Genomic DNA, 18,179 nt, shown 5'->3' with positions numbered 1-18,179 from the left:
CGTCATTGCTCCTTGGCTTCGTTGCGGCCCAAGTGGAACGCCGTGACGGCTGCGGCGAGCAGCAGCATCGAGGCGAGTTCGACCACCAGCAGGTAAGGACCGAACAGGCTGATGCCCACGGCCTTGGCGTCTACGGTGGTGTGGCCGATGGCTTCACCGGTCTGGTGGGAGAACAGCACATACAGCAGTTCCACCAGCAGCAGCGCAGCGAGGAGGACCGGGCCGCCCCAGATGCCGGGCTTGAGCCAGGCGCGCTCTTGCTGAGCCGAGGCCGGGCCCAGGTTCAGCATCATCACCACGAACACGAACAGCACCATGATGGCGCCAGCGTAGGCGATCACTTCCAGGACACCGGCAAACGGTGCGCCGAGGGCGAAGAACGTCATCGCCACGGCGATCAGCGAAATGATCAGGTAGAGCAGGGCGTGCACAGGGTTGGTGTTGGTGATCACGCGAAGCGTGGACACCACAGCGATACCCGATGCGAAATAGAAAGCGAATTCCATCTTTCTTCCTTAAGGCAGCAAGCTCTTCACGTTGATCGGTTCGGCTTCATTCTGCGCGGAGCCTTTCGGCTTCCCGGCAATCGCCATACCTGCAACACGATAGAAGTTGTAATCAGGGTTTTTGCCGGGGCCGGAGATCAGCAGATCTTCTTTCTCGTAAACCAGGTCCTGACGTTTGAACTCGGCCATTTCGAAATCCGGCGTCAGCTGGATCGCGGTGGTCGGGCAGGCTTCCTCGCAGAGGCCGCAGAAAATGCAGCGCGAGAAGTTGATGCGGAAGAAGTCCGGGTACCAGCGACCGTCTTCGGTTTCAGCTTTCTGCAGCGAGATGCAACCAACCGGGCAGGCCACGGCGCACAGGTTGCAGGCTACACAACGTTCTTCGCCATCAGGGTCGCGGGTCAGGACGATACGCCCACGGTAGCGCGGCGGCAGGTAGACCGGTTCTTCCGGGTACTGCAGCGTGTCGCGCTTGTGGAAGGCGTGGCTGAAAATCATCACCAGGCTACGAAGCTGGGTGTAGAAGCCATGCACGATGTCAAAAATGTACTTCATGATTCTCTATCCTCACTGAGCCGCGACGGCGGGCGTGTTGAGCAACACGATCGCAGCGGTCACCAGCATGTTGACGAGGGTCAGCGGCAGGCAGAACTTCCAGCTGAAATCCATCACTTGGTCATACCGTGGGCGCGGAATCGAGGCGCGCAGCAGGATGAAGAACATGATGAAGAACGCGGTTTTCAACGCGAACCAGATGAACGGGATCTGCGGCAGGATGCCGAACGGACCGTGCCAGCCACCGAAGAACAAGGTCACCAGCAGCGCCGAAATCAACACGATGCCGATGTACTCGCCGACGAAGAACATGCCCCATTTCATGCCGGCGTATTCAATGTGGTAACCGTCGGCCAGTTCCTGCTCCGCTTCCGGCTGGTCGAACGGGTGACGGTGAGTCACGGCGACGCCAGCGATGAAGAAGGTCAGGAAACCGAAGATCTGCGGAATGACGAACCACAGGTTCTGCGCTTGATATTCAACGATGTCGCGCATGTTGAACGAGCCGACCTGGATCACGATGCCCATCAGCGACAGGCCCATGAACACTTCGTACGACACGGTCTGCGCCGAGGCACGCAAGCTGCCCAACAGGGCGAACTTGTTGTTGCTCGACCAGCCGGCGAACAGCACCGCGTAGACCGACAGGCCAGCCATGGCGAAGAAGAACAGGATGCCGATGTTGATGTCCGCGACACCCCAGGTCGGGGTGATCGGGATGATTGCGAAGGCAATCAGCAAGGCGCTCATGGCCACGACCGGCGCCAAAGTGAAGATCACTTTGTCGGCGAACGGCGGCGTCCAGTCTTCCTTGAAGAACATCTTGATCATGTCGGCCGCGATCTGGAATGCGCCGAACGGACCGACACGGTTCGGACCGTAACGGTCCTGCCAGAGGGCGAGCAGACGACGCTCGACCCAGCTCAGCAGGGCGCCGCAAACCACCACGGCAAGCAGAATCACCACGGCCTTGAGGACCGCGATGATGATGTCGATCACTTCAGGAGTGAACAAGGTCATTGAGCTGCCTCCTGCAGACCGTCAACGGAAAAGCCTGCGATCGCTGGCGGAATGCCGGCGATGCCCGCAGGCAATGCCACCAGACCGGCGCCCAGCTCTTCATTGATACGCAGTGGCAGACGCAGGGTCTGACCAGCCACGTTCAGGCTCAGCATGGCGCCATCGTTGACGCCCAAACGGTCGGCTTCGGACTTGGCCAGCGCAACATAAGCAGCCGGAATGCGTTCCTGAACCGGAGCGGCTTTCGAAGAGTTCTCTTCGCTGCCGAACAGGTGGAAGAACGGTACAACCTGCCAGGTGCCCTGGGCCGGATTGAACGCGCGCGGAACGCTGGCGAACCAGTTCAGCGAGTCACCGCTGCTTTCGATCAGGCGGGTGCCCGGGTCGCCAGCGCGGATGTGACCACCGACTTCGTCCTGGAACTTGTTCCAGGCTTGCGGCGAGTTCCAGCCCGGAGACCAGGCGAATGGCACTTGCTGACGCGGTTCGACCGAGCCCGAGTAACCTTCCATCGAGAAGTTGAACGCGGTGTCGTTGTCTTGCGGAGTACGCGGTTCATGCACGTTGATGTCGGCGCGCATGGCGGTACGACCGGAGTAACGCAGCGGTTCACGGGCCAGTTTCATGCCCTTGATGCGGAACGCGGCGGACGGTGCGGCATCGACAATGCGGTTCAGGATCGAGGTGCTGGAAGCGACAGCGGCGGTGACGTGGTCCAGTTGGGTCCAGTCGATTGGCTGGTTCAGCAGGGTCGCGCGCAGGGCATGCAGCCAGCGCCAGCCTTCGTGAACCAGGATGCTCGCGTCCATGTACTTCGGATCGAAGACCTGGAAGAAGCGCTGGGCGCGGCCTTCCTGGCTGACCAGGGTGCCGTCGCCTTCAGCGAAGCTGGCGGCTGGCAGAACCAGGTGCGCGCGATCGCTGGTGGCAGTCTTCTGATGGTCGGCGACGATCAGCACTTTGGCGGCGGTCAGGGCAGCATCGACACGGGCTTTGTCGGTACGGGTGTACAGATCGTTTTCCAGCACGACGATGGCGTCGGCCTTACCGTCGATCACCGCTTGTAGCGCGGCATCAACCGATTCGCCACCGAGCATGGCCAGGCCGAGGCTGTTGGCCTCTGGCACGATCAGGCTGATGGAACCGTCCTTCTCGCGCAGCTTCAGAGCTTTGGCAATGTTGGCAGCAGCCTCAATCAGCGCCTTGGAGCCCAGAGAGGTACCGGCGATGATCAGTGGGCGCTTGGCAGCGAGCAGGGCGTCGGCGATGCGCTTGGCCAGCTCGAGTGCTTCGCTGTCCAGGCCTTCAACGGCAGGAGCGCTGGCGTCGAGGGCGTGAGCTACGGCGAAACCGATGCGGGCCAGGTCGTCTGGAGCGGCGTGAACGCACTCTTCGGCGATGTCGTCGAGCTTGGTTTCAGCGATGCTTGCGATGAACAGCGGGTTCAGCGCGTGCTGGCCGATGTTCTTCACGGCGGCGTCGAGCCAAGGCTGGACGCGCATGGCGTCGGCCATGTCTTCGGCCTTGCCCTTGACCGATTGGCGCAGGGACAGGGCCATGCGCGCAGCAGTCTGGGTCAGGTCTTCACCGAGGACGAACACGGCGTCGTGGTCTTCGATGTCGCGCATGTTCGGCACTGGCAGCGGGCTGTCTTTCAGCACTTGCAGGACCAGACGGATGCGTTCCAGTTCGGAGGCTTCGATACCCGAGTAGAAGTGTTCGGCGCCGACCAGTTCACGCAACGCGTAGTTGCTTTCGAGGCTGGCGCGAGGCGAACCGATACCGACGATGTTGCGGCCGCGCAGCAGGTCAGCGGCTTTATCCAGCGCTTCGTCGAGGCTCAGCTTGGTGCCGTTGGCCAGCAGCGGTTGACGCGGGCGGTCTTCGCGGTTGACGTAGCCATAGCCGAAACGGCCACGGTCGCACAGGAAGTACTGGTTCACCGAACCGTTGAAACGGTTTTCGATACGACGCAGTTCACCGTAACGCTCGCCCGGGGAGATGTTGCAACCGCTGGAGCAGCCATGGCAGATGCTCGGCGAGAACTGCATGTCCCACTTGCGGTTGTAGCGCTCGGAGTGAGTCTTGTCGGTGAACACACCGGTCGGGCAGACCTCGGTGAGGTTGCCGGAGAACTCGCTTTCCAGGGTGCCGTCTTCAACGCGACCGAAGTACACGTTGTCGTGGGCGCCGTATACGCCCAAGTCGGTGCCGCCGGCGTAGTCTTTATAGAAGCGCACGCAACGGTAGCAAGCGATGCAGCGGTTCATTTCGTGGGAAATGAACGGGCCCAGTTGCTGGTTCTGGTGGGTACGTTTGGTGAAGCGGTAACGGCGCTCGTTGTGGCCGGTCATTACCGTCATGTCTTGCAGGTGGCAGTGACCGCCTTCTTCACAGACCGGGCAGTCGTGAGGGTGGTTGGTCATCAACCATTCAACAACGCTGGCGCGGAAGGCCTTGGACTCTTCATCTTCGATGGAGATCCAGGTGCCGTCGGTGGCAGGGGTCATGCAGGACATCACGATACGACCACGGGTGTCGTTCTCGTCGGTGTACTGCTTGACCGCGCACTGGCGGCAAGCGCCAACGCTGCCAAGGGCAGGGTGCCAGCAGAAATAAGGGATATCGAGGCCTAGCGACAGACATGCCTGTAACAGGTTGTCTGCCCCATCGACTTCGAGCTCTTTGCCGTCTACGTGGATAGTGGCCATGGTTCAAAGTTCTTCGTTGGCCCGGTGTCAGCGGGCGTGGCTAATGGAATCTTGTTATCCGCGTGAATCAACACAGCCGTTAAAGGCGTCATCACACGAAAAGCGAAGGGCACGGACCCTTCGCCTTTTTTAAGCGTTTACGCGCCGACCAGGATCGGCCTTGCCAGAGGCGGGACGGCGGCGCTGACTGGCGCGATACCGGCTTCGAACTCATGGCGGAAGTATTTGATCGCGCTGCCCAACGGCTCCACGGCGCCCGGTGCGTGAGCACAGAAGGTCTTGCCTGGGCCGAGGAAGCCGACCAGACCCAGCAGGGTCTCGATGTCGCCGGCTTGCCCTTCACCGTTCTCGATGGCCATCAGGAGCTTGACGCTCCATGGCAAGCCATCGCGGCACGGGGTGCAGAAGCCACAGGACTCGCGGGCGAAGAACTGTTCCATGTTGCGCAGCAGGGACACCATGTTGACGCTGTCGTCCACCGCCATGGCCAGGCCGGTACCCATACGGGTGCCCACTTTGGCGATGCCGCCGGCGTACATTTGTGCGTCCAGGTGTTCCGGCAACAGGAAGCCGGTACCGGCGCCGCCAGGCTGCCAGCACTTGAGCTTGTAACCGTCGCGCATGCCGCCGGCGTAGTCTTCGAACAGCTCGCGAGCGGTGACGCCGAATGGCAGTTCCCACAGGCCCGGGTTCTTCACCTTGCCGGAGAAGCCCATGAGCTTGGTGCCCATGTCTTCACTGCCTTCGCAGGCCAACGATTTGTACCAGTCCACGCCGTCGGCAATGATCGCCGGCACGTTGCACAGGGTCTCGACGTTGTTCACGCAAGTCGGCTTGCCCCACACGCCAACGGCGGCCGGGAACGGCGGCTTGGAGCGCGGGTTGGCGCGGCGGCCTTCGAGGGAGTTGATCAGTGCGGTTTCTTCACCGCAGATGTAACGCCCGGCGCCAGTGTGGACGAACAGTTCGAAATCAAAACCCGAACCCAGGATGTTCTTGCCCAGCAGGCCAGCTGCCTTGGCTTCTTCCACGGCACGGTTCAAGTGCTTGGCGGCGGTGGTGTACTCGCCACGCAGGAAGATGTAGCCACGGTAGGTTTTCAGCGCGCGGGCACTGATCAGCATGCCTTCGATCAGCAGATGGGGCAGTTGCTCCATCAGCATGCGGTCTTTCCAGGTGTTCGGCTCCATTTCATCCGCGTTGCACAGCAGGTAGCGGATGTTGATGGATTCGTCCTTTGGCATCAGGCCCCACTTCACGCCAGTGGGGAAGCCTGCACCGCCGCGGCCCTTGAGGCCGGAGTCTTTCACGGTCTGGACGATGTCGTCCTGAGCCATGTCGGCGAAGGCCTTGCGCGCAGCGGCGTAACCGTTCTTGGCCTGGTACTCGTCGAGCCATACGGCTTCGCCGTCGTCACGCAGACGCCAGGTCAGTGGGTGAGTCTCGGCCGAACGTTTGATGAGGTTGGCCGGACCGAAGGAAGTCAGGGTCATACGTAGCCCTCGAGCAATTTGGCAACGCCTGCTGGCTGCACATCACCGAAAGTGTCGTCGTCGATCATCAACGCCGGCGCCTTGTCGCAGTTGCCGAGGCAGCAGACCGGCAGCAGGGTGAAACGACCATCGGTGGTGGTCTGACCCAGGCCGATGCCCAGTTTGCTCTGGATTTCACTGACCACGGACTCGTGGCCGCCGATGTAGCAGACCATGCTGTCGCAGACGCGAATGATGTGACGGCCCACTGGCTGACGGAAGATCTGGCTATAGAACGTCGCCACACCTTCAACGTCGCTGGCCGGGATGCCGAGGATCTCGCCGATGGCGTACAGGGCGCCGTCCGGCACCCAGCCACGTTCCTTCTGGACGATCTTCAGGGCTTCGATCGACGCCGCTCGCGGGTCTTCGTAGTGATGCAACTCGTGCTCGATGGCCGAGCGCTCGGTTTCACTCAAGGTGAAACGGTCTGTCTGGATAAGCGTGCTGTTCATGCTTAGCGGTCCACGTCGGCCATAACGAAATCGATACTACCCAGGTACGCAATCAAGTCCGCGACCATGCTGCCTTTGATCACCGAAGGGATCTGCTGCAGGTGCGGGAAGCTTGGGGTACGAATCCGGGTGCGGTAGCTCATGGTGCCGCCATCGCTCGTCAGGTAATAACTGTTGATGCCCTTGGTCGCTTCGATCATCTGGAAGGATTCGTTGGCCGGCATGACCGGGCCCCACGAAACTTGCAGGAAGTGTGTGATCAAGGTTTCGATGTGCTGCAGGGTGCGCTCTTTCGGCGGCGGCGTGGTCAGCGGGTGATCCGCCTTGTACGGGCCTTCCGGCATGTTGCGCAGGCACTGGTCGATGATCCTGATGCTCTGGCGCATCTCCTCGACACGCACGATGCAGCGGTCATAGGCATCGCCATTGGCGGCCAGCGGCACTTCGAATTCGAAGTTCTCGTAGCCCGAGTACGGACGCGCTTTGCGCAGGTCGAAATCGCAACCGGTCGAACGCAGGCCGGCACCGGTGACGCCCCATTCCAGGGCCTCTTTGGTGTTGTAGTCGGCGACGCCGATGGTCCGGCCACGCAGGATGCTGTTGTCCAGTGCGGCTTTCTGGTATTCGTCCAGACGCTTGGGCATCCACTCGACGAAATCCTTGACCAGTTTTTCCCAGCCGCGCGGCAGGTCGTGGGCGACGCCACCGATGCGGTACCAGGCCGGGTGCAGGCGGAAACCGGTAATGGCTTCGATCACCGTGTACGCGCGCTGACGGTCGGTGAAAGTGAAGAACACCGGGGTCATGGCGCCGACGTCCTGGATGTAGGTACCCAAGAACAGCAGGTGGCTGGTGATCCGGAAGAACTCGGCCATCATGATGCGGATGACGTCGACCTTCTCCGGCACCTTGATGCCGGCCAGCTTCTCGACCGAGAGCACGTACGGCAGGTTGTTCATCACGCCGCCGAGGTAGTCGATACGGTCGGTGTATGGGATGAAGCTGTGCCAGGACTGACGCTCGGYCATCTTCTCGGCACCACGGTGGTGGTAACCGACGTCCGGTACGCAGTCGACGATCTCTTCACCGTCCAGCTGCAGGATGATGCGGAACGCACCGTGCGCGGACGGGTGGTTCGGGCCGAGGTTGAGGAACATGTAGTCCTCGTTCGGGCCGGAACGCTTCATGCCCCAGTCTTCCGGCTTGAAGCGCGCGGACTCTTCCTCGAGCTGCTGCTTGGCCAGGTTCAGGGTGAACGGGTCGAACTCGGTGGCACGCGCCGGGAAGTCCTTGCGCAGCGGGTGACCTTCCCAGGTCGGCGGCATCATGATGCGCGACAGGTGAGGGTGGCCTTTGAAGTCGATGCCGAACATGTCCCAGACTTCACGCTCGTACCAGTTGGCGTTCGGCCAGATGCTGGTGACGGTCGGTAAACTGAGGTCGCTCTCGGACAAGGCGACCTTGATCATTACGTCACTATTACGTTCGATCGACATCAAGTGATAGAACACGGAGAAGTCGACGCCGTTCGGCAGCCCTTGACGCTTGGTACGCAGACGCTCGTCCACGCCGTGCAGGTCATAGAGCATGACGTACGGCTTGGGCAGGTTGCGCAGGAAACCCAGGACTTCGACGAGTTTGGCGCGGGCAACCCAAAGCACCGGCATGCCGGTGCGGGTAGGCTGGGCGGTGAACGCCTCCGGGCCAAAACGGTTGTTCAGTTCGACGACCACATCCTGGTCGTCTGCCTTGTAAGGCGGGATGTACAGAGCACTGCCTGTAGTCATGGTTATTTTATCGCTTTCGGTCAACGTAAAGAATGAAGCCAGGTTCTCGTTCTATGGAAAGAAGCAGATCTGGATCAGACTTCGTCGGGGCTGCGCAGGTTGGTGACTGCGATTCGCTGTTCGCGGCGCTTTTCCTTCTCGGAAGGCATCTCGGCGCGATACACGCCTTGATCGCCGACGACCCAGGAAAGCGGGCGACGCTCCTGTCCAATCGACTCTTGCAAAAGCATCAAGCCTTGCAGGAAAGCCTCAGGGCGGGGCGGGCAGCCAGGCACGTAGACGTCCACGGGCAGGAACTTGTCCACCCCTTGAACGACGGAGTAGATGTCGTACATGCCACCGGAGTTGGCGCACGAACCCATGGAGATGACCCATTTAGGTTCGAGCATTTGCTCGTAGAGACGCTGAATGATCGGCGCCATCTTGATGAAGCAGGTACCGGCGATAACCATGAAATCCGCCTGGCGCGGTGATGCCCGGATAACCTCGGCGCCAAAGCGCGCGATGTCGTGGGGCGCCGTGAAGGCGGTGGTCATTTCCACGTAGCAGCACGAAAGACCGAAGTTATACGGCCACAGGGAGTTCTTGCGCCCCCAGTTGATCGTGCCGTTAAGCACGTCTTCGAGCTTGCCCATGAAAATGTTTTTGTGGACTTGATCTTCTAACGGATCGGAAACGGTTTCCCGCTGGCCAATCGGATACTGCTCGTTAGGAGCATCGGGGTCGATCCTGGTGAGATTGTATTGCATTGCCAAAGCCTCATTGTTTCAGCTTCGCTTGCCGCTTGCGCCGAGCTTCCGGAGCCCAGTCAAGGGCGCCCACTCGGAATAGGTAGACAAGGCCTGCCAACAGAATTGCTATGAAAACGAGAGCTTCGACGAATCCGGTCCAGCCGCTTTCGCGGACGGACACAGACCATGCAAAGAGAAAGAGGGCTTCGATATCGAAGATCACGAAGAGCATCGCGACCAGATAGAATTTGGCTGAGAGCCGCAAGCGGGCGCCACCTGTAGGTAGCATGCCGGACTCGAACGGTTCGTTTTTGCTGCGGCCCCAGGCTTTTGACCCAAGGAGGCTGGAGACGCCCAGCATGAAGGCACAGAGGCCGACAACGCCTAGAAGGAAAATGGCAAAGCCCCAGTTGTGGGCCATGAGTCCTGTCGCTTCGGGCATGCTGGTAATCCTTAACAGAGAGCAAAGGTCTCTGAGCTTGAAAAGAAACAAAGGCAGTGACGATATGTCGCAGCAATCAATCCCGCTGATTTTATGGCTAAACACCCGGCAAGTAAAATTCCTATAGCGAAATTTATTATAGGAATAAGGACATAGCGTGCCTCAAAACCCCCACAGGCCTTGCGGCTCGGGCATTAGCCGGCATTTCGTCAATTATGTTTTGTAGGGAATGTAACGAACATAGTTGTTGCTAAATGATAATCAGTATTGTTTGGCGTGGTTTTTAAACTGCTTGTCCTTCGGATGCTCGGGAAGTTGTCTTATATGGGCGTTACAGCAAGTAGCGGCGGGGCGTGTTTTAGCGGATTTTTCTGACAGAGATGGCGCTCTGGATCAATGTTTTTCCGGATCACCACCATCCCCTGTAGGAGCGAGCCTGCTCGCGATAGCGGTCTGTCAGGTGACATCTCTGCTGGATGTGTCGGCCTCATCGCGAGCAGGCTCGCTCCTACAAGGGGTTTTGCAGTGTTTGTTGAATCCCAGGCAAAAAAAACGCCCCGAACCAGTCGGGGCGTCAGATGTGCAGCGCTGCAGTTAGCTTTCTATCGGGTCCGCAGCGGCTGATGTCTCAGGCGAAGCAGATCAGTGGAACTGTTCTTCTTCGGTCGAACCGGTCAGTGCGGTCACTGAAGACGAGCCACCCTGGATCACGGTAGTCATGTCGTCGAAGTAGCCGGTGCCCACTTCCTGCTGGTGCGCCACGAAGGTGTAACCCTTGGCGGCGTCAGCGAATTCCTGCTCTTGCAGCTTCACGTAGGCAGTCATGTCGTTGCGGGCGTAGTCGTGCGCCAGGTTGAACATGCTGTGCCACATGTTGTGAATGCCGGCCAGGGTGATGAACTGGTGCTTGTAGCCCATGGCGGACAGTTCGCGCTGGAACTTGGCGATGGTCGCGTCGTCCAGGTTTTTCTTCCAGTTGAAGGAAGGCGAGCAGTTGTACGACAGCAGTTGGTCCGGGTATTCCTTCTTGATCGCTTCAGCGAAGCGACGAGCCTCGTCCAGGTCTGGCTTGGCGGTTTCGCACCAGATCAGGTCGGCGTACGGAGCGTAGGCCAGACCGCGAGCGATGGCCTGGTCCAGGCCGGCGCGCACTTTGTAGAAGCCTTCCTGGGTACGTTCGCCAGTCACGAATGGCTGGTCGTACGGGTCGCAGTCGGAAGTCAGCAGGTCAGCGGCGTTAGCATCGGTACGGGCCAGGATGATGGTCGGAGTACCGGCAACGTCAGCAGCCAGGCGAGCAGCGGTCAGCTTCTGTACGGCTTCCTGGGTAGGAACCAGTACCTTGCCGCCCATGTGGCCGCATTTCTTCACGGAAGCCAGTTGGTCTTCGAAGTGAACGCCGGCGGCGCCTGCTTCGATCATGCTCTTCATCAGCTCGTAAGCGTTCAGTACGCCGCCGAAACCGGCTTCAGCGTCAGCCACGATTGGCGCGAAGTAGTCGATGTAGCCAGCGTCGCCCGGGTTCTTGCCGGCTTTCCACTGGATCTGGTCGGCACGACGGAACGAGTTGTTGATGCGCTTGACCACGGTTGGAACCGAGTCCACCGGGTACAGCGACTGATCCGGGTACATCGATTCGGCGGAGTTGTTGTCCGCAGCCACTTGCCAGCCCGACAGGTAGATCGCCTGGATACCGGCCTTGACTTGTTGTACAGCCTGGCCGCCGGTCAGGGCGCCCATGCAGTTGACGAAATCTTTCTCGGGACGGAAGGCCGGCTTGGCACCCTGGGTGACCAGGTTCCACAGCTTCTCGGCGCCCATTTTTGCAAAGGTGTGCTCAGGTTGAACCGAGCCACGCAGGCGGACGACGTCAGCAGCGGAGTAAGTGCGTGTCACGCCTTTCCAGCGCGGGTTTTCAGCCCAGTCTTTTTCGAGGGCTGCAATTTGCTGTTCGCGTGTCAGTGCCATGGGAGATAAACCTCGTCGCGTCTTTATGAAAAGTTGTTCTGCGGTGGAAAATTCCTGCGCTCGCTGACCAGAAGCTTAAGCGGTCAAGTCGGATTCGGCGGGGAGGGCGACGGGATGAACGATCGGCTCGAGGGGAAGTGAGCAGGTAAAGGCGAACTGCGGGCGCATTCGGGCGTCGTGGGCCTTGGTGCGAACATCAGTGTGGTGCCGGGTTACCTATTACGCTTCCGTCCCTCGGGACAACTTCGTTCCAGTCGACAACCTCGTCAAACACACCTTGTGGGCGGTACAGACACGAAGCGGTTCGCGGGGGTAGGTGCGAACATCGCCTCGAAGGCCCTTGCCAGGGCCTCTGATTAGCGGGAGCGAGGCCATCATGCCTTCGCTTTTTTGGCTCGTCAAACGTTTTGTAGTGCTTTTTTTCAAGCACTACATCTTTGGTCTAATACGACTCGTCAGTCAGTTTTTGGTGCTTTGGTCCAGGGTGTCGACTTTCACCCGCAATGTCATGTCGTTGCGGCTCTGGGTCGAGTAGCTGCGGGTCAGGCCCTGTTTGTCGGCCTGGGTCTGGCCATTCACCCCGGCCAGCAGGATCCACTCACCGAGGTGACCGGTGACGGTTGTGTCGGTGCTTTGTACGTTCACTACATCGGGACGTTCCTGGCTCGTGCGGTCACGGTTGGTACTGATCGACAAGTGAACGATGTCACCGGTGACGTTTGCGGTGACGTAGAAGCCCTGGGTGACGTTGCGGTATTCAGTCTGGTTGCGGTAACCGCCATAGGAGTCGCTCTGGCTGCTGGTGATCGGCACGCTCTGGCCGACCTGGATCAGTGCCGGTGCGCCTTCGCTGGCCTGCACTTGCTGAATGCCGCCGTCGCGGCTATCGGTGCTGTAGTTGATGATGCGGGTCTGGTTTGACTTGGCGCCGTTGACCGAATAACCCTGGTCGTCCTGGAAGTTGTTGTCGCTGGTGTCGACGGTGATCAGCAGGCGCTTGGGTGCGGTGTCGAGTTGCGAAAGAAGGGCTTTAAGTTCGTCGATCTTGCGTTGATCGGCGTTGACGATCAGCTGATTGCCGTAGGCGCTGACCTGGCCGTCCTTGCCGACGAAATCCTGCGCCACCGGCAGCAGGTCGGCGCTGGTGCGGTAGTTCAGGGGCACGATTTCGGTGGCTGCCAAGACCGAAAAGCTGCAGGCCACCAGCAGGGTGCTGAGCAGGGTGCGTAGGGACATGTCCGTTATCTCCGCCATTGTGATTTGTGTAGGAGCAGCCGGTCGACGCTCGATTGCTCGCGATGGACTTGAGAGCGCCGTGGGGTGTCAGACTTCACGCATTATCGTTGACGACCATCGCGAGCAAGCTCGCTCCTACAAGTGTTGATATTGTCAGTTTGTCGGCCCGGGATGGGGCAAGTTGAATGGTAGACAGCAAAACGCCCCGGCATCCGGAGATGGCGGGGCGTTTTGTTGTGTAGTCGAGTGCATTTGTGGCGAGGGAGCAAGCCCCCTCGCTACAGGGTCTCAGGCCGAATGGCGAACCATGTCCACATGGGGAATCCCGGCTTCCAGGAACTCCTCACTGACCATGTGAAAGCCCAGGCGCTCATAGAACGCCGTGGCTTGCACTTGAGCGCTGAGCATCTGCTGCTTCAACCCGTGCTCTTCAGCTTCGCCAATCACCGCTTGCATCAGTGCGTCGCCGACTTTCAGGCCACGCCAGTCCTTGAGCACCGACACTCGGCCGATGTGACCATCGGGCAGCAAGCGGGCGGTGCCAATCGGAAAGTCGCCTTCGTAAGCGAGGAAATGCACTGCATCAATGTCATCGGCGTCCCATTCCAATTCTGGCGGAACGGATTGCTCGGCGACGAACACCGTCTCACGAATGCGCCGGATCTCGGCGTTGTCCTTTTGCCAGTCTGCGACACGTACGTGAATCTTATTCATCGGCAAACCCCAGGCTTCCTTGCTTGACCAGTTCGCACAGCAGGCCGCGGCCGTCTTCGTCGCTCAGCCATTCGCCGAGGTTGTCGGCGTGCAGCGAGTCGGCGGCGCAGATCATCTTCAGCAGTTCGCGCAGCTTGCCTGGCAGGTAACGGCTCTGGCCGCTGGCGAACAGCAGCAGGTCGTCATCGACTTCAGACCACGCCAGGCGTGCGCTCGGGTTACGAATCAGGATCGCGCCTTGCTCCAGGGCGGACATGAAGTCCTCTTCTTCGACGTCTTCCGGGCCCACCACCAGTTCCGGGTAACGTGGCTCGGTCATGAACTGGCCGAACCAGGTCAGCAGCAGGCGCTCGTCGCTCATGTGCTCGGCCAGCAGGCCTTTCAAGCGGTCGAGTGCATCGCGCTGGATCTGGTGAGGGTCGGCAGTCGGCAAGGCGTCGGCGTCGGTGTAGCGTTCTTCGTCCGACAGGAACTGGCTGAGGAAGTCAGTGAAGTGGGTCAGCACTTCAGCGGCGCTCGGTGCGCGGAAGCCGACCGAGTAGGTCATGCATTCATCAACGGCAACGCCGCAATGGGCCAGGCGCGGTGGCAGGTAGAGCATATCGCCCGGTTCCAGCACCCATTCATCGGTGGCTTCGAATTCGGAGAGGATGCGCAGGTCGGCGTGGGTCAGCATCGGGCTCTCGGTGTTGCACATCTGGCCGATCTTCCAGTTGCGCTTGCCGTGGCCTTGCAGCAGGAACACGTCGTAGTTGTCGAAGTGCGGACCAACGCTGCCACCTGGCGCGGCGTAGCTGATCATCACGTCGTCGATGCGCCAGCTCGGCAGAAAGCGGAAGTTTTCCAGCAGTTCGCTGACTTCCGGCACGAATTGATCCACGGCTTGAACCAGCAGGGTCCAGTCACGTTCAGGCAGCTTGCTGAATTCATCTTCGGCGAACGGGCCGCGACGCAGTTCCCACGGACGCTCGCCATTCTCGATGATCAGTCGCGATTCGACTTCTTCTTCCAGCGCCAGGCCGGCCAGTTCGTCGGCGTCGATCGGGCTTTCGAAATCAGGAATCGCCTGGCGGATCAGCAGTGGTTTTTTCTGCCAGTAGTCGCGCAGGAATTCCCGTGCCGTGATGCCGCCCAGAAGTTGAAGAGGAATATCAGGATTCATGTGTAACCTATTGAAAAAATGCACTTTTCAGACGGGAATAAAAACGCCCGGCGCTGCCGGGCGTCTTAAAAGGGTCTAGCGGTCGATCAGATGCGTCTGGCTTGTTCTGCAGCGTTGCCGATGTAGTTGGCCGGGGTGAGCAATTTCAGCTCGGCCTTGGCGGCGGCTGGCATGTCCAGGCCGTCGATGAAAGTCTGCAGTGCTTCTGGGCTGATGCCCTTGCCGCGGGTCAGTTCTTTCAGCTTTTCGTACGGGTTTTCGATGTTGTAGCGACGCATTACGGTCTGGATCGGCTCGGCCAGTACTTCCCAGCAGGCGTCCAGGTCAGCGGCAATCTTCTGCTCGTTGAGCTCAAGCTTGCTGATGCCCTTGAGGCTGGCTTCGTAGGCGATCACGCTGTGGGCGAAGCCGACACCGAGGTTGCGCAGTACGGTGGAGTCGGTCAGGTCGCGCTGCCAGCGAGAGATTGGCAGTTTGCTCGCCAGGTGCTGGAACAGTGCGTTGGCGATGCCCAGGTTGCCTTCGGAGTTCTCGAAGTCGATCGGGTTGACTTTGTGCGGCATGGTCGACGAGCCGATTTCGCCAGCGATGGTGCGCTGCTTGAAATAGCCCAGGGAGATGTAGCCCCAGATGTCGCGGTCGAAGTCGATCAGGATGGTGTTGAAGCGCGCAATCGCGTCGAACAGCTCGGCGATGTAGTCGTGCGGTTCGATCTGCGTGGTGTACGGGTTGAAGCCCAGGCCCAACTCGTCTTCGATGAAGGCGCGGGCGTTGGCTTCCCAGTCGATCTCGGGGTAGGCCGACAGGTGGGCGTTGTAGTTGCCGACAGCGCCGTTGATCTTGCCCAGCAGCGGAACGGCAGCGACTTGAGCGATCTGGCGCTCCAGGCGGTAAACCACGTTCGCCAGTTCTTTACCCAGGGTGGTCGGTGAGGCCGGTTGACCGTGGGTGCGCGACAGCATCGGTACGTCGGCGAAGCGGATCGCCAGTTCGCGGATGGCGTTGGCGGTCTGGCGCATCAGCGGCAGCATCACGTCATCACGGCCTTCGCGCAGCATCAGGGCGTGGGACAGGTTGTTGATGTCCTCACTGGTGCAGGCAAAGTGGATGAACTCGCTGACCTTGGCCAGTTCCGGCAGCTTGGCCGCCTGCTCTTTGAGCAGGTATTCAATGGCCTTGACGTCGTGGTTGGTGGTGCGCTCGATCTCTTTGACGCGCTCGGCGTGCTCCAGAGAGAAATTTTCCGCCAGGGTGTTGAGCACAGCGTTGGCTTCGGCAGAGAACGCCGGCACTTCGCTGATGGCAGGGTGAGCGGCCAGGCGCTGGAGCCAGCGCACTTCAACCAGAACGCGGGCACGGATCAGGCCGTACTCGCTGAAAATTGGGCGCAGGGCCTGGGTTTTGCCGGCGTAGCGGCCGTCAACAGGGGAAACCGCAGTGAGCGAAGAGAGCTGCATGGGGTGTTCTCGGACAGTCGGGCAACGAAATGGGGCGCGTATCATACATGAAAAAATCCGCCGGTCCGTCGCCAACTGACCGGCGTATTACGCGTATTGCTATGTTCAGTTCTGTCGATGCGGGTTATTCGTTACGCATCAACGGGTAAAGCTCTTTCAGCAATTTGCGGCGGCTGATCACCAGCTGCCAGCGATGACCGCCCAATTGCCGCCACAGGCGCGCCGAACGGATGCCGGCCAGCAGCAGGGCGCGAATTTTCGAGGCATTGCTCGGTTGTTGCAGGTTGCGCATGTCACCGTGCACCTGGATGCGTTGGCGCAGGGTGCTCAGGGTGTCCTGATACAGCGCGCCGCATGCAGCGATCACGTTTTCGTGGGCCGGGCCGAAGTGTTCGACCTGGGACTGAATCTGCGGCAGACGCTTGCCAATCACGTCGAGCATGTCGTTTCGCTTGGCCAGCTGACGTTCAAGGCCGAGCATGGCCAGGGCATAACGCAGCGGTTCGCGCTGCAGGGCGCTTGGATCGCGTTCGAGGGCGCCAATCAGCGCGCGGTAGCCTTCACGCAGGTTGATGTCGTCGCCGCCGTAGACTTCCAAAGTGTCCTTGGGGTCGCGGATCAGCAGGCTACCGAGCATGCAGGTCAGTCCGGCTTCGTTGGTCTGGCCGGACTTGGCAATCCTGTCCACCAGCACGGCGGCGAGAAACACGCCGCCCAGTGCTGTCAGTTGCTCCTGAATCGGGTTCATAGGGCCTGGCCCTTGCTCGTCCACGGCTCGGCTACTTCAATCACGCCGCCGCCGAGGCAGATTTCACCGTCGTAGAACACCACGGACTGGCCCGGAGTGACCGCGCGTTGCGGATCATCGAAGGTCGCGCGATAACCGGTGGCGGTTTTTTCCAGGGTGCACGGCTGGTCGCTCTGGCGATAACGAACCTTGGCGGTCAGCTTGCGTGGCTGGCTCAGATCGATCGGGTTGACCCAGTAGATATCGGAAGCGAGCAGGGCGCGGGAGAACAGCCACGGGTGATCGTTGCCCTGGCCAACGATCAGCTCGTTGTGTTCCAGGTCCTTGATCAGCACGTACCACGGCTCATCGCTGGCATCTTTCAGCCCGCCAATGCCCAGGCCCTGGCGCTGGCCGATGGTGTGGTACATCAGGCCGTGGTGACGGCCGATGACTTCACCTTCGGTGGTCTTGATCTCGCCCGGTTGCGCTGGCAGGTACTGCTTGAGGAAGTCGCTGAAGCGGCGCTCGCCGATAAAGCAGATCCCGGTGGAATCCTTTTTCTTCGCGGTCGCCAGTTCGTATTTCTCGGCAATGGCGCGCACTTGCGGTTTTTCCAGCTCGCCGACCGGGAACAGGGTCTTGGCGATCTGTTCACCGCCGACGGCGTGCAGGAAGTAGCTCTGGTCCTTGTTCGGATCCAGGCCCTTGAGCAGTTCGGTGCAGCCGTCGATGTCGCGGCGACGCACGTAGTGACCGGTGGCGATCAGGTCGGCGCCGAGCATCATGGCGTAGTCGAGGAACGCCTTGAACTTGATTTCGCGGTTGCACAGGATGTCCGGGTTCGGCGTGCGTCCGGCCTTGTATTCGGCCAGGAAGTGCTCGAACACGTTGTCCCAGTACTCGGCGGCGAAGTTGGCGGTGTGCAGCTTGATGCCAATCTTGTCGCAAACGGCCTGGGCATCCGCCAGATCATCCATGGCGGTGCAGTATTCCGTTCCATCGTCTTCTTCCCAGTTCTTCATGAACAGGCCTTCCACCTCATAGCCCTGCTCGATCAGCAGGAGGGCGGAAACGGAAGAGTCCACGCCGCCGGACATGCCGACAATGACGCGCTTCTTTTGTGTGTCAGAAGGGGCTGGATCACGCATAGGGATTCAATGAGTGTCTTGAAAA

16 protein-coding genes are annotated in these 18,179 nt (G+C 60.1%); all 16 read right to left on the bottom strand.

Annotation, left to right across the window (positions count from 1 at the left end; genetic code table 11):
• Positions 1-2: 2 nt before the first annotated feature.
• Positions 3-506, bottom strand: coding sequence for an NADH-quinone oxidoreductase subunit J (gene nuoJ / locus AC1DXW_RS09980; RefSeq protein ID WP_046037836.1), 504 nt, complete (start codon positions 504-506; stop codon positions 3-5).
• Positions 507-515: 9 nt separating this feature from the next.
• Positions 516-1,061, bottom strand: coding sequence for an NADH-quinone oxidoreductase subunit NuoI (gene nuoI / locus AC1DXW_RS09975; RefSeq protein WP_477753954.1), 546 nt, complete (start codon positions 1,059-1,061; stop codon positions 516-518).
• A 12-nt stretch (positions 1,062-1,073) separates the two neighbouring features.
• Complete coding sequence (nuoH, locus tag AC1DXW_RS09970; protein WP_046037838.1) at positions 1,074-2,081, bottom strand: NADH-quinone oxidoreductase subunit NuoH; 1,008 nt, start codon at positions 2,079-2,081, stop codon at positions 1,074-1,076.
• Complete coding sequence (gene nuoG / locus AC1DXW_RS09965) at positions 2,078-4,792, bottom strand: NADH-quinone oxidoreductase subunit NuoG (protein WP_477753953.1); 2,715 nt, start codon at positions 4,790-4,792, stop codon at positions 2,078-2,080. The genes nuoH and nuoG overlap by 4 nt, the downstream gene beginning before the upstream one ends.
• A gap of 137 nt (positions 4,793-4,929) precedes the next feature.
• Positions 4,930-6,285, bottom strand: coding sequence for an NADH-quinone oxidoreductase subunit NuoF (gene nuoF, locus AC1DXW_RS09960; protein WP_477753952.1), 1,356 nt, complete (start codon positions 6,283-6,285; stop codon positions 4,930-4,932).
• Positions 6,282-6,779 (bottom strand): NADH-quinone oxidoreductase subunit NuoE, encoded by a 498-nt coding sequence (nuoE, locus tag AC1DXW_RS09955; RefSeq protein ID WP_008053447.1) that lies wholly within the window; start codon positions 6,777-6,779, stop codon positions 6,282-6,284. The genes nuoF and nuoE overlap by 4 nt, the downstream gene beginning before the upstream one ends.
• Before the next feature lie 2 nt (positions 6,780-6,781).
• Positions 6,782-8,566: an NADH-quinone oxidoreductase subunit C/D gene (gene nuoC / locus AC1DXW_RS09950; protein WP_477759983.1), complete on the bottom strand. Its 1,785-nt coding sequence runs from the start codon at positions 8,564-8,566 to the stop codon at positions 6,782-6,784.
• Between the two features lie 74 nt (positions 8,567-8,640).
• The gene (locus AC1DXW_RS09945; protein WP_046037844.1) at positions 8,641-9,315 is read right to left on the bottom strand and encodes a NuoB/complex I 20 kDa subunit family protein; all 675 of its coding nucleotides are present in this window, start codon (positions 9,313-9,315) and stop codon (positions 8,641-8,643) included.
• Between the two features lie 10 nt (positions 9,316-9,325).
• Entirely contained in the window at positions 9,326-9,739 is a 414-nt protein-coding gene (locus AC1DXW_RS09940) for an NADH-quinone oxidoreductase subunit A (RefSeq protein ID WP_003223812.1), read from the bottom strand.
• 642 nt (positions 9,740-10,381) lie between these two features.
• Positions 10,382-11,707 (bottom strand): isocitrate lyase, encoded by a 1,326-nt coding sequence (gene aceA / locus AC1DXW_RS09935; RefSeq protein WP_007970439.1) that lies wholly within the window; start codon positions 11,705-11,707, stop codon positions 10,382-10,384.
• Positions 11,708-12,166: 459 nt separating this feature from the next.
• The gene (locus tag AC1DXW_RS09930; protein WP_477756702.1) at positions 12,167-12,943 is read right to left on the bottom strand and encodes a secretin N-terminal domain-containing protein; all 777 of its coding nucleotides are present in this window, start codon (positions 12,941-12,943) and stop codon (positions 12,167-12,169) included.
• Between the two features lie 288 nt (positions 12,944-13,231).
• The gene (locus AC1DXW_RS09925) at positions 13,232-13,657 is read right to left on the bottom strand and encodes a GNAT family N-acetyltransferase (protein ID WP_477757067.1); all 426 of its coding nucleotides are present in this window, start codon (positions 13,655-13,657) and stop codon (positions 13,232-13,234) included.
• A complete protein-coding gene (locus tag AC1DXW_RS09920; RefSeq protein ID WP_477759982.1) occupies positions 13,650-14,819 on the bottom strand; it encodes a ribosomal protein uL16 3-hydroxylase in 1,170 nt (389 codons plus the stop codon). The genes AC1DXW_RS09925 and AC1DXW_RS09920 overlap by 8 nt, the downstream gene beginning before the upstream one ends.
• Positions 14,820-14,905: 86 nt before the next feature.
• Entirely contained in the window at positions 14,906-16,276 is a 1,371-nt protein-coding gene (gene purB, locus AC1DXW_RS09915; protein ID WP_103405060.1) for an adenylosuccinate lyase, read from the bottom strand.
• Positions 16,277-16,400: 124 nt separating this feature from the next.
• Positions 16,401-17,024 (bottom strand): high frequency lysogenization protein HflD, encoded by a 624-nt coding sequence (hflD, locus tag AC1DXW_RS09910; protein WP_108217855.1) that lies wholly within the window; start codon positions 17,022-17,024, stop codon positions 16,401-16,403.
• A complete protein-coding gene (gene mnmA / locus AC1DXW_RS09905) occupies positions 17,021-18,154 on the bottom strand; it encodes a tRNA 2-thiouridine(34) synthase MnmA (protein WP_477755249.1) in 1,134 nt (377 codons plus the stop codon). Before mnmA ends, hflD begins: the two co-directional genes overlap by 4 nt.
• Between the last annotated feature and the right edge of the window lie 25 nt (positions 18,155-18,179).

The organism is Pseudomonas sp. P4_C4, assembly GCF_056402055.1.
This window is presented reverse-complemented; position numbering and strand designations above follow the sequence as displayed.

Coding starts and splice junctions, on each gene's coding strand:
- AC1DXW_RS09930 (WP_477756702.1), bottom strand. CDS start 12,943: ATGTCCCTACGCACCCTGCTCAGCACCCTGCTGGTGGCCTGCAGCTTT.
- nuoH (WP_046037838.1), bottom strand. CDS start 2,081: ATGACCTTGTTCACTCCTGAAGTGATCGACATCATCATCGCGGTCCTC.
- nuoG (WP_477753953.1), bottom strand. CDS start 4,792: ATGGCCACTATCCACGTAGACGGCAAAGAGCTCGAAGTCGATGGGGCA.
- aceA (WP_007970439.1), bottom strand. CDS start 11,707: ATGGCACTGACACGCGAACAGCAAATTGCAGCCCTCGAAAAAGACTGG.
- nuoF (WP_477753952.1), bottom strand. CDS start 6,285: ATGACCCTGACTTCCTTCGGTCCGGCCAACCTCATCAAACGTTCGGCC.
- AC1DXW_RS09925 (WP_477757067.1), bottom strand. CDS start 13,657: ATGAATAAGATTCACGTACGTGTCGCAGACTGGCAAAAGGACAACGCC.
- mnmA (WP_477755249.1), bottom strand. CDS start 18,154: ATGCGTGATCCAGCCCCTTCTGACACACAAAAGAAGCGCGTCATTGTC.
- nuoI (WP_477753954.1), bottom strand. CDS start 1,061: ATGAAGTACATTTTTGACATCGTGCATGGCTTCTACACCCAGCTTCGT.
- nuoE (WP_008053447.1), bottom strand. CDS start 6,779: ATGAACAGCACGCTTATCCAGACAGACCGTTTCACCTTGAGTGAAACC.
- purB (WP_103405060.1), bottom strand. CDS start 16,276: ATGCAGCTCTCTTCGCTCACTGCGGTTTCCCCTGTTGACGGCCGCTAC.
- AC1DXW_RS09945 (WP_046037844.1), bottom strand. CDS start 9,315: ATGCAATACAATCTCACCAGGATCGACCCCGATGCTCCTAACGAGCAG.
- hflD (WP_108217855.1), bottom strand. CDS start 17,024: ATGAACCCGATTCAGGAGCAACTGACAGCACTGGGCGGCGTGTTTCTC.
- AC1DXW_RS09920 (WP_477759982.1), bottom strand. CDS start 14,819: ATGAATCCTGATATTCCTCTTCAACTTCTGGGCGGCATCACGGCACGG.
- nuoJ (WP_046037836.1), bottom strand. CDS start 506: ATGGAATTCGCTTTCTATTTCGCATCGGGTATCGCTGTGGTGTCCACG.
- AC1DXW_RS09940 (WP_003223812.1), bottom strand. CDS start 9,739: ATGCCCGAAGCGACAGGACTCATGGCCCACAACTGGGGCTTTGCCATT.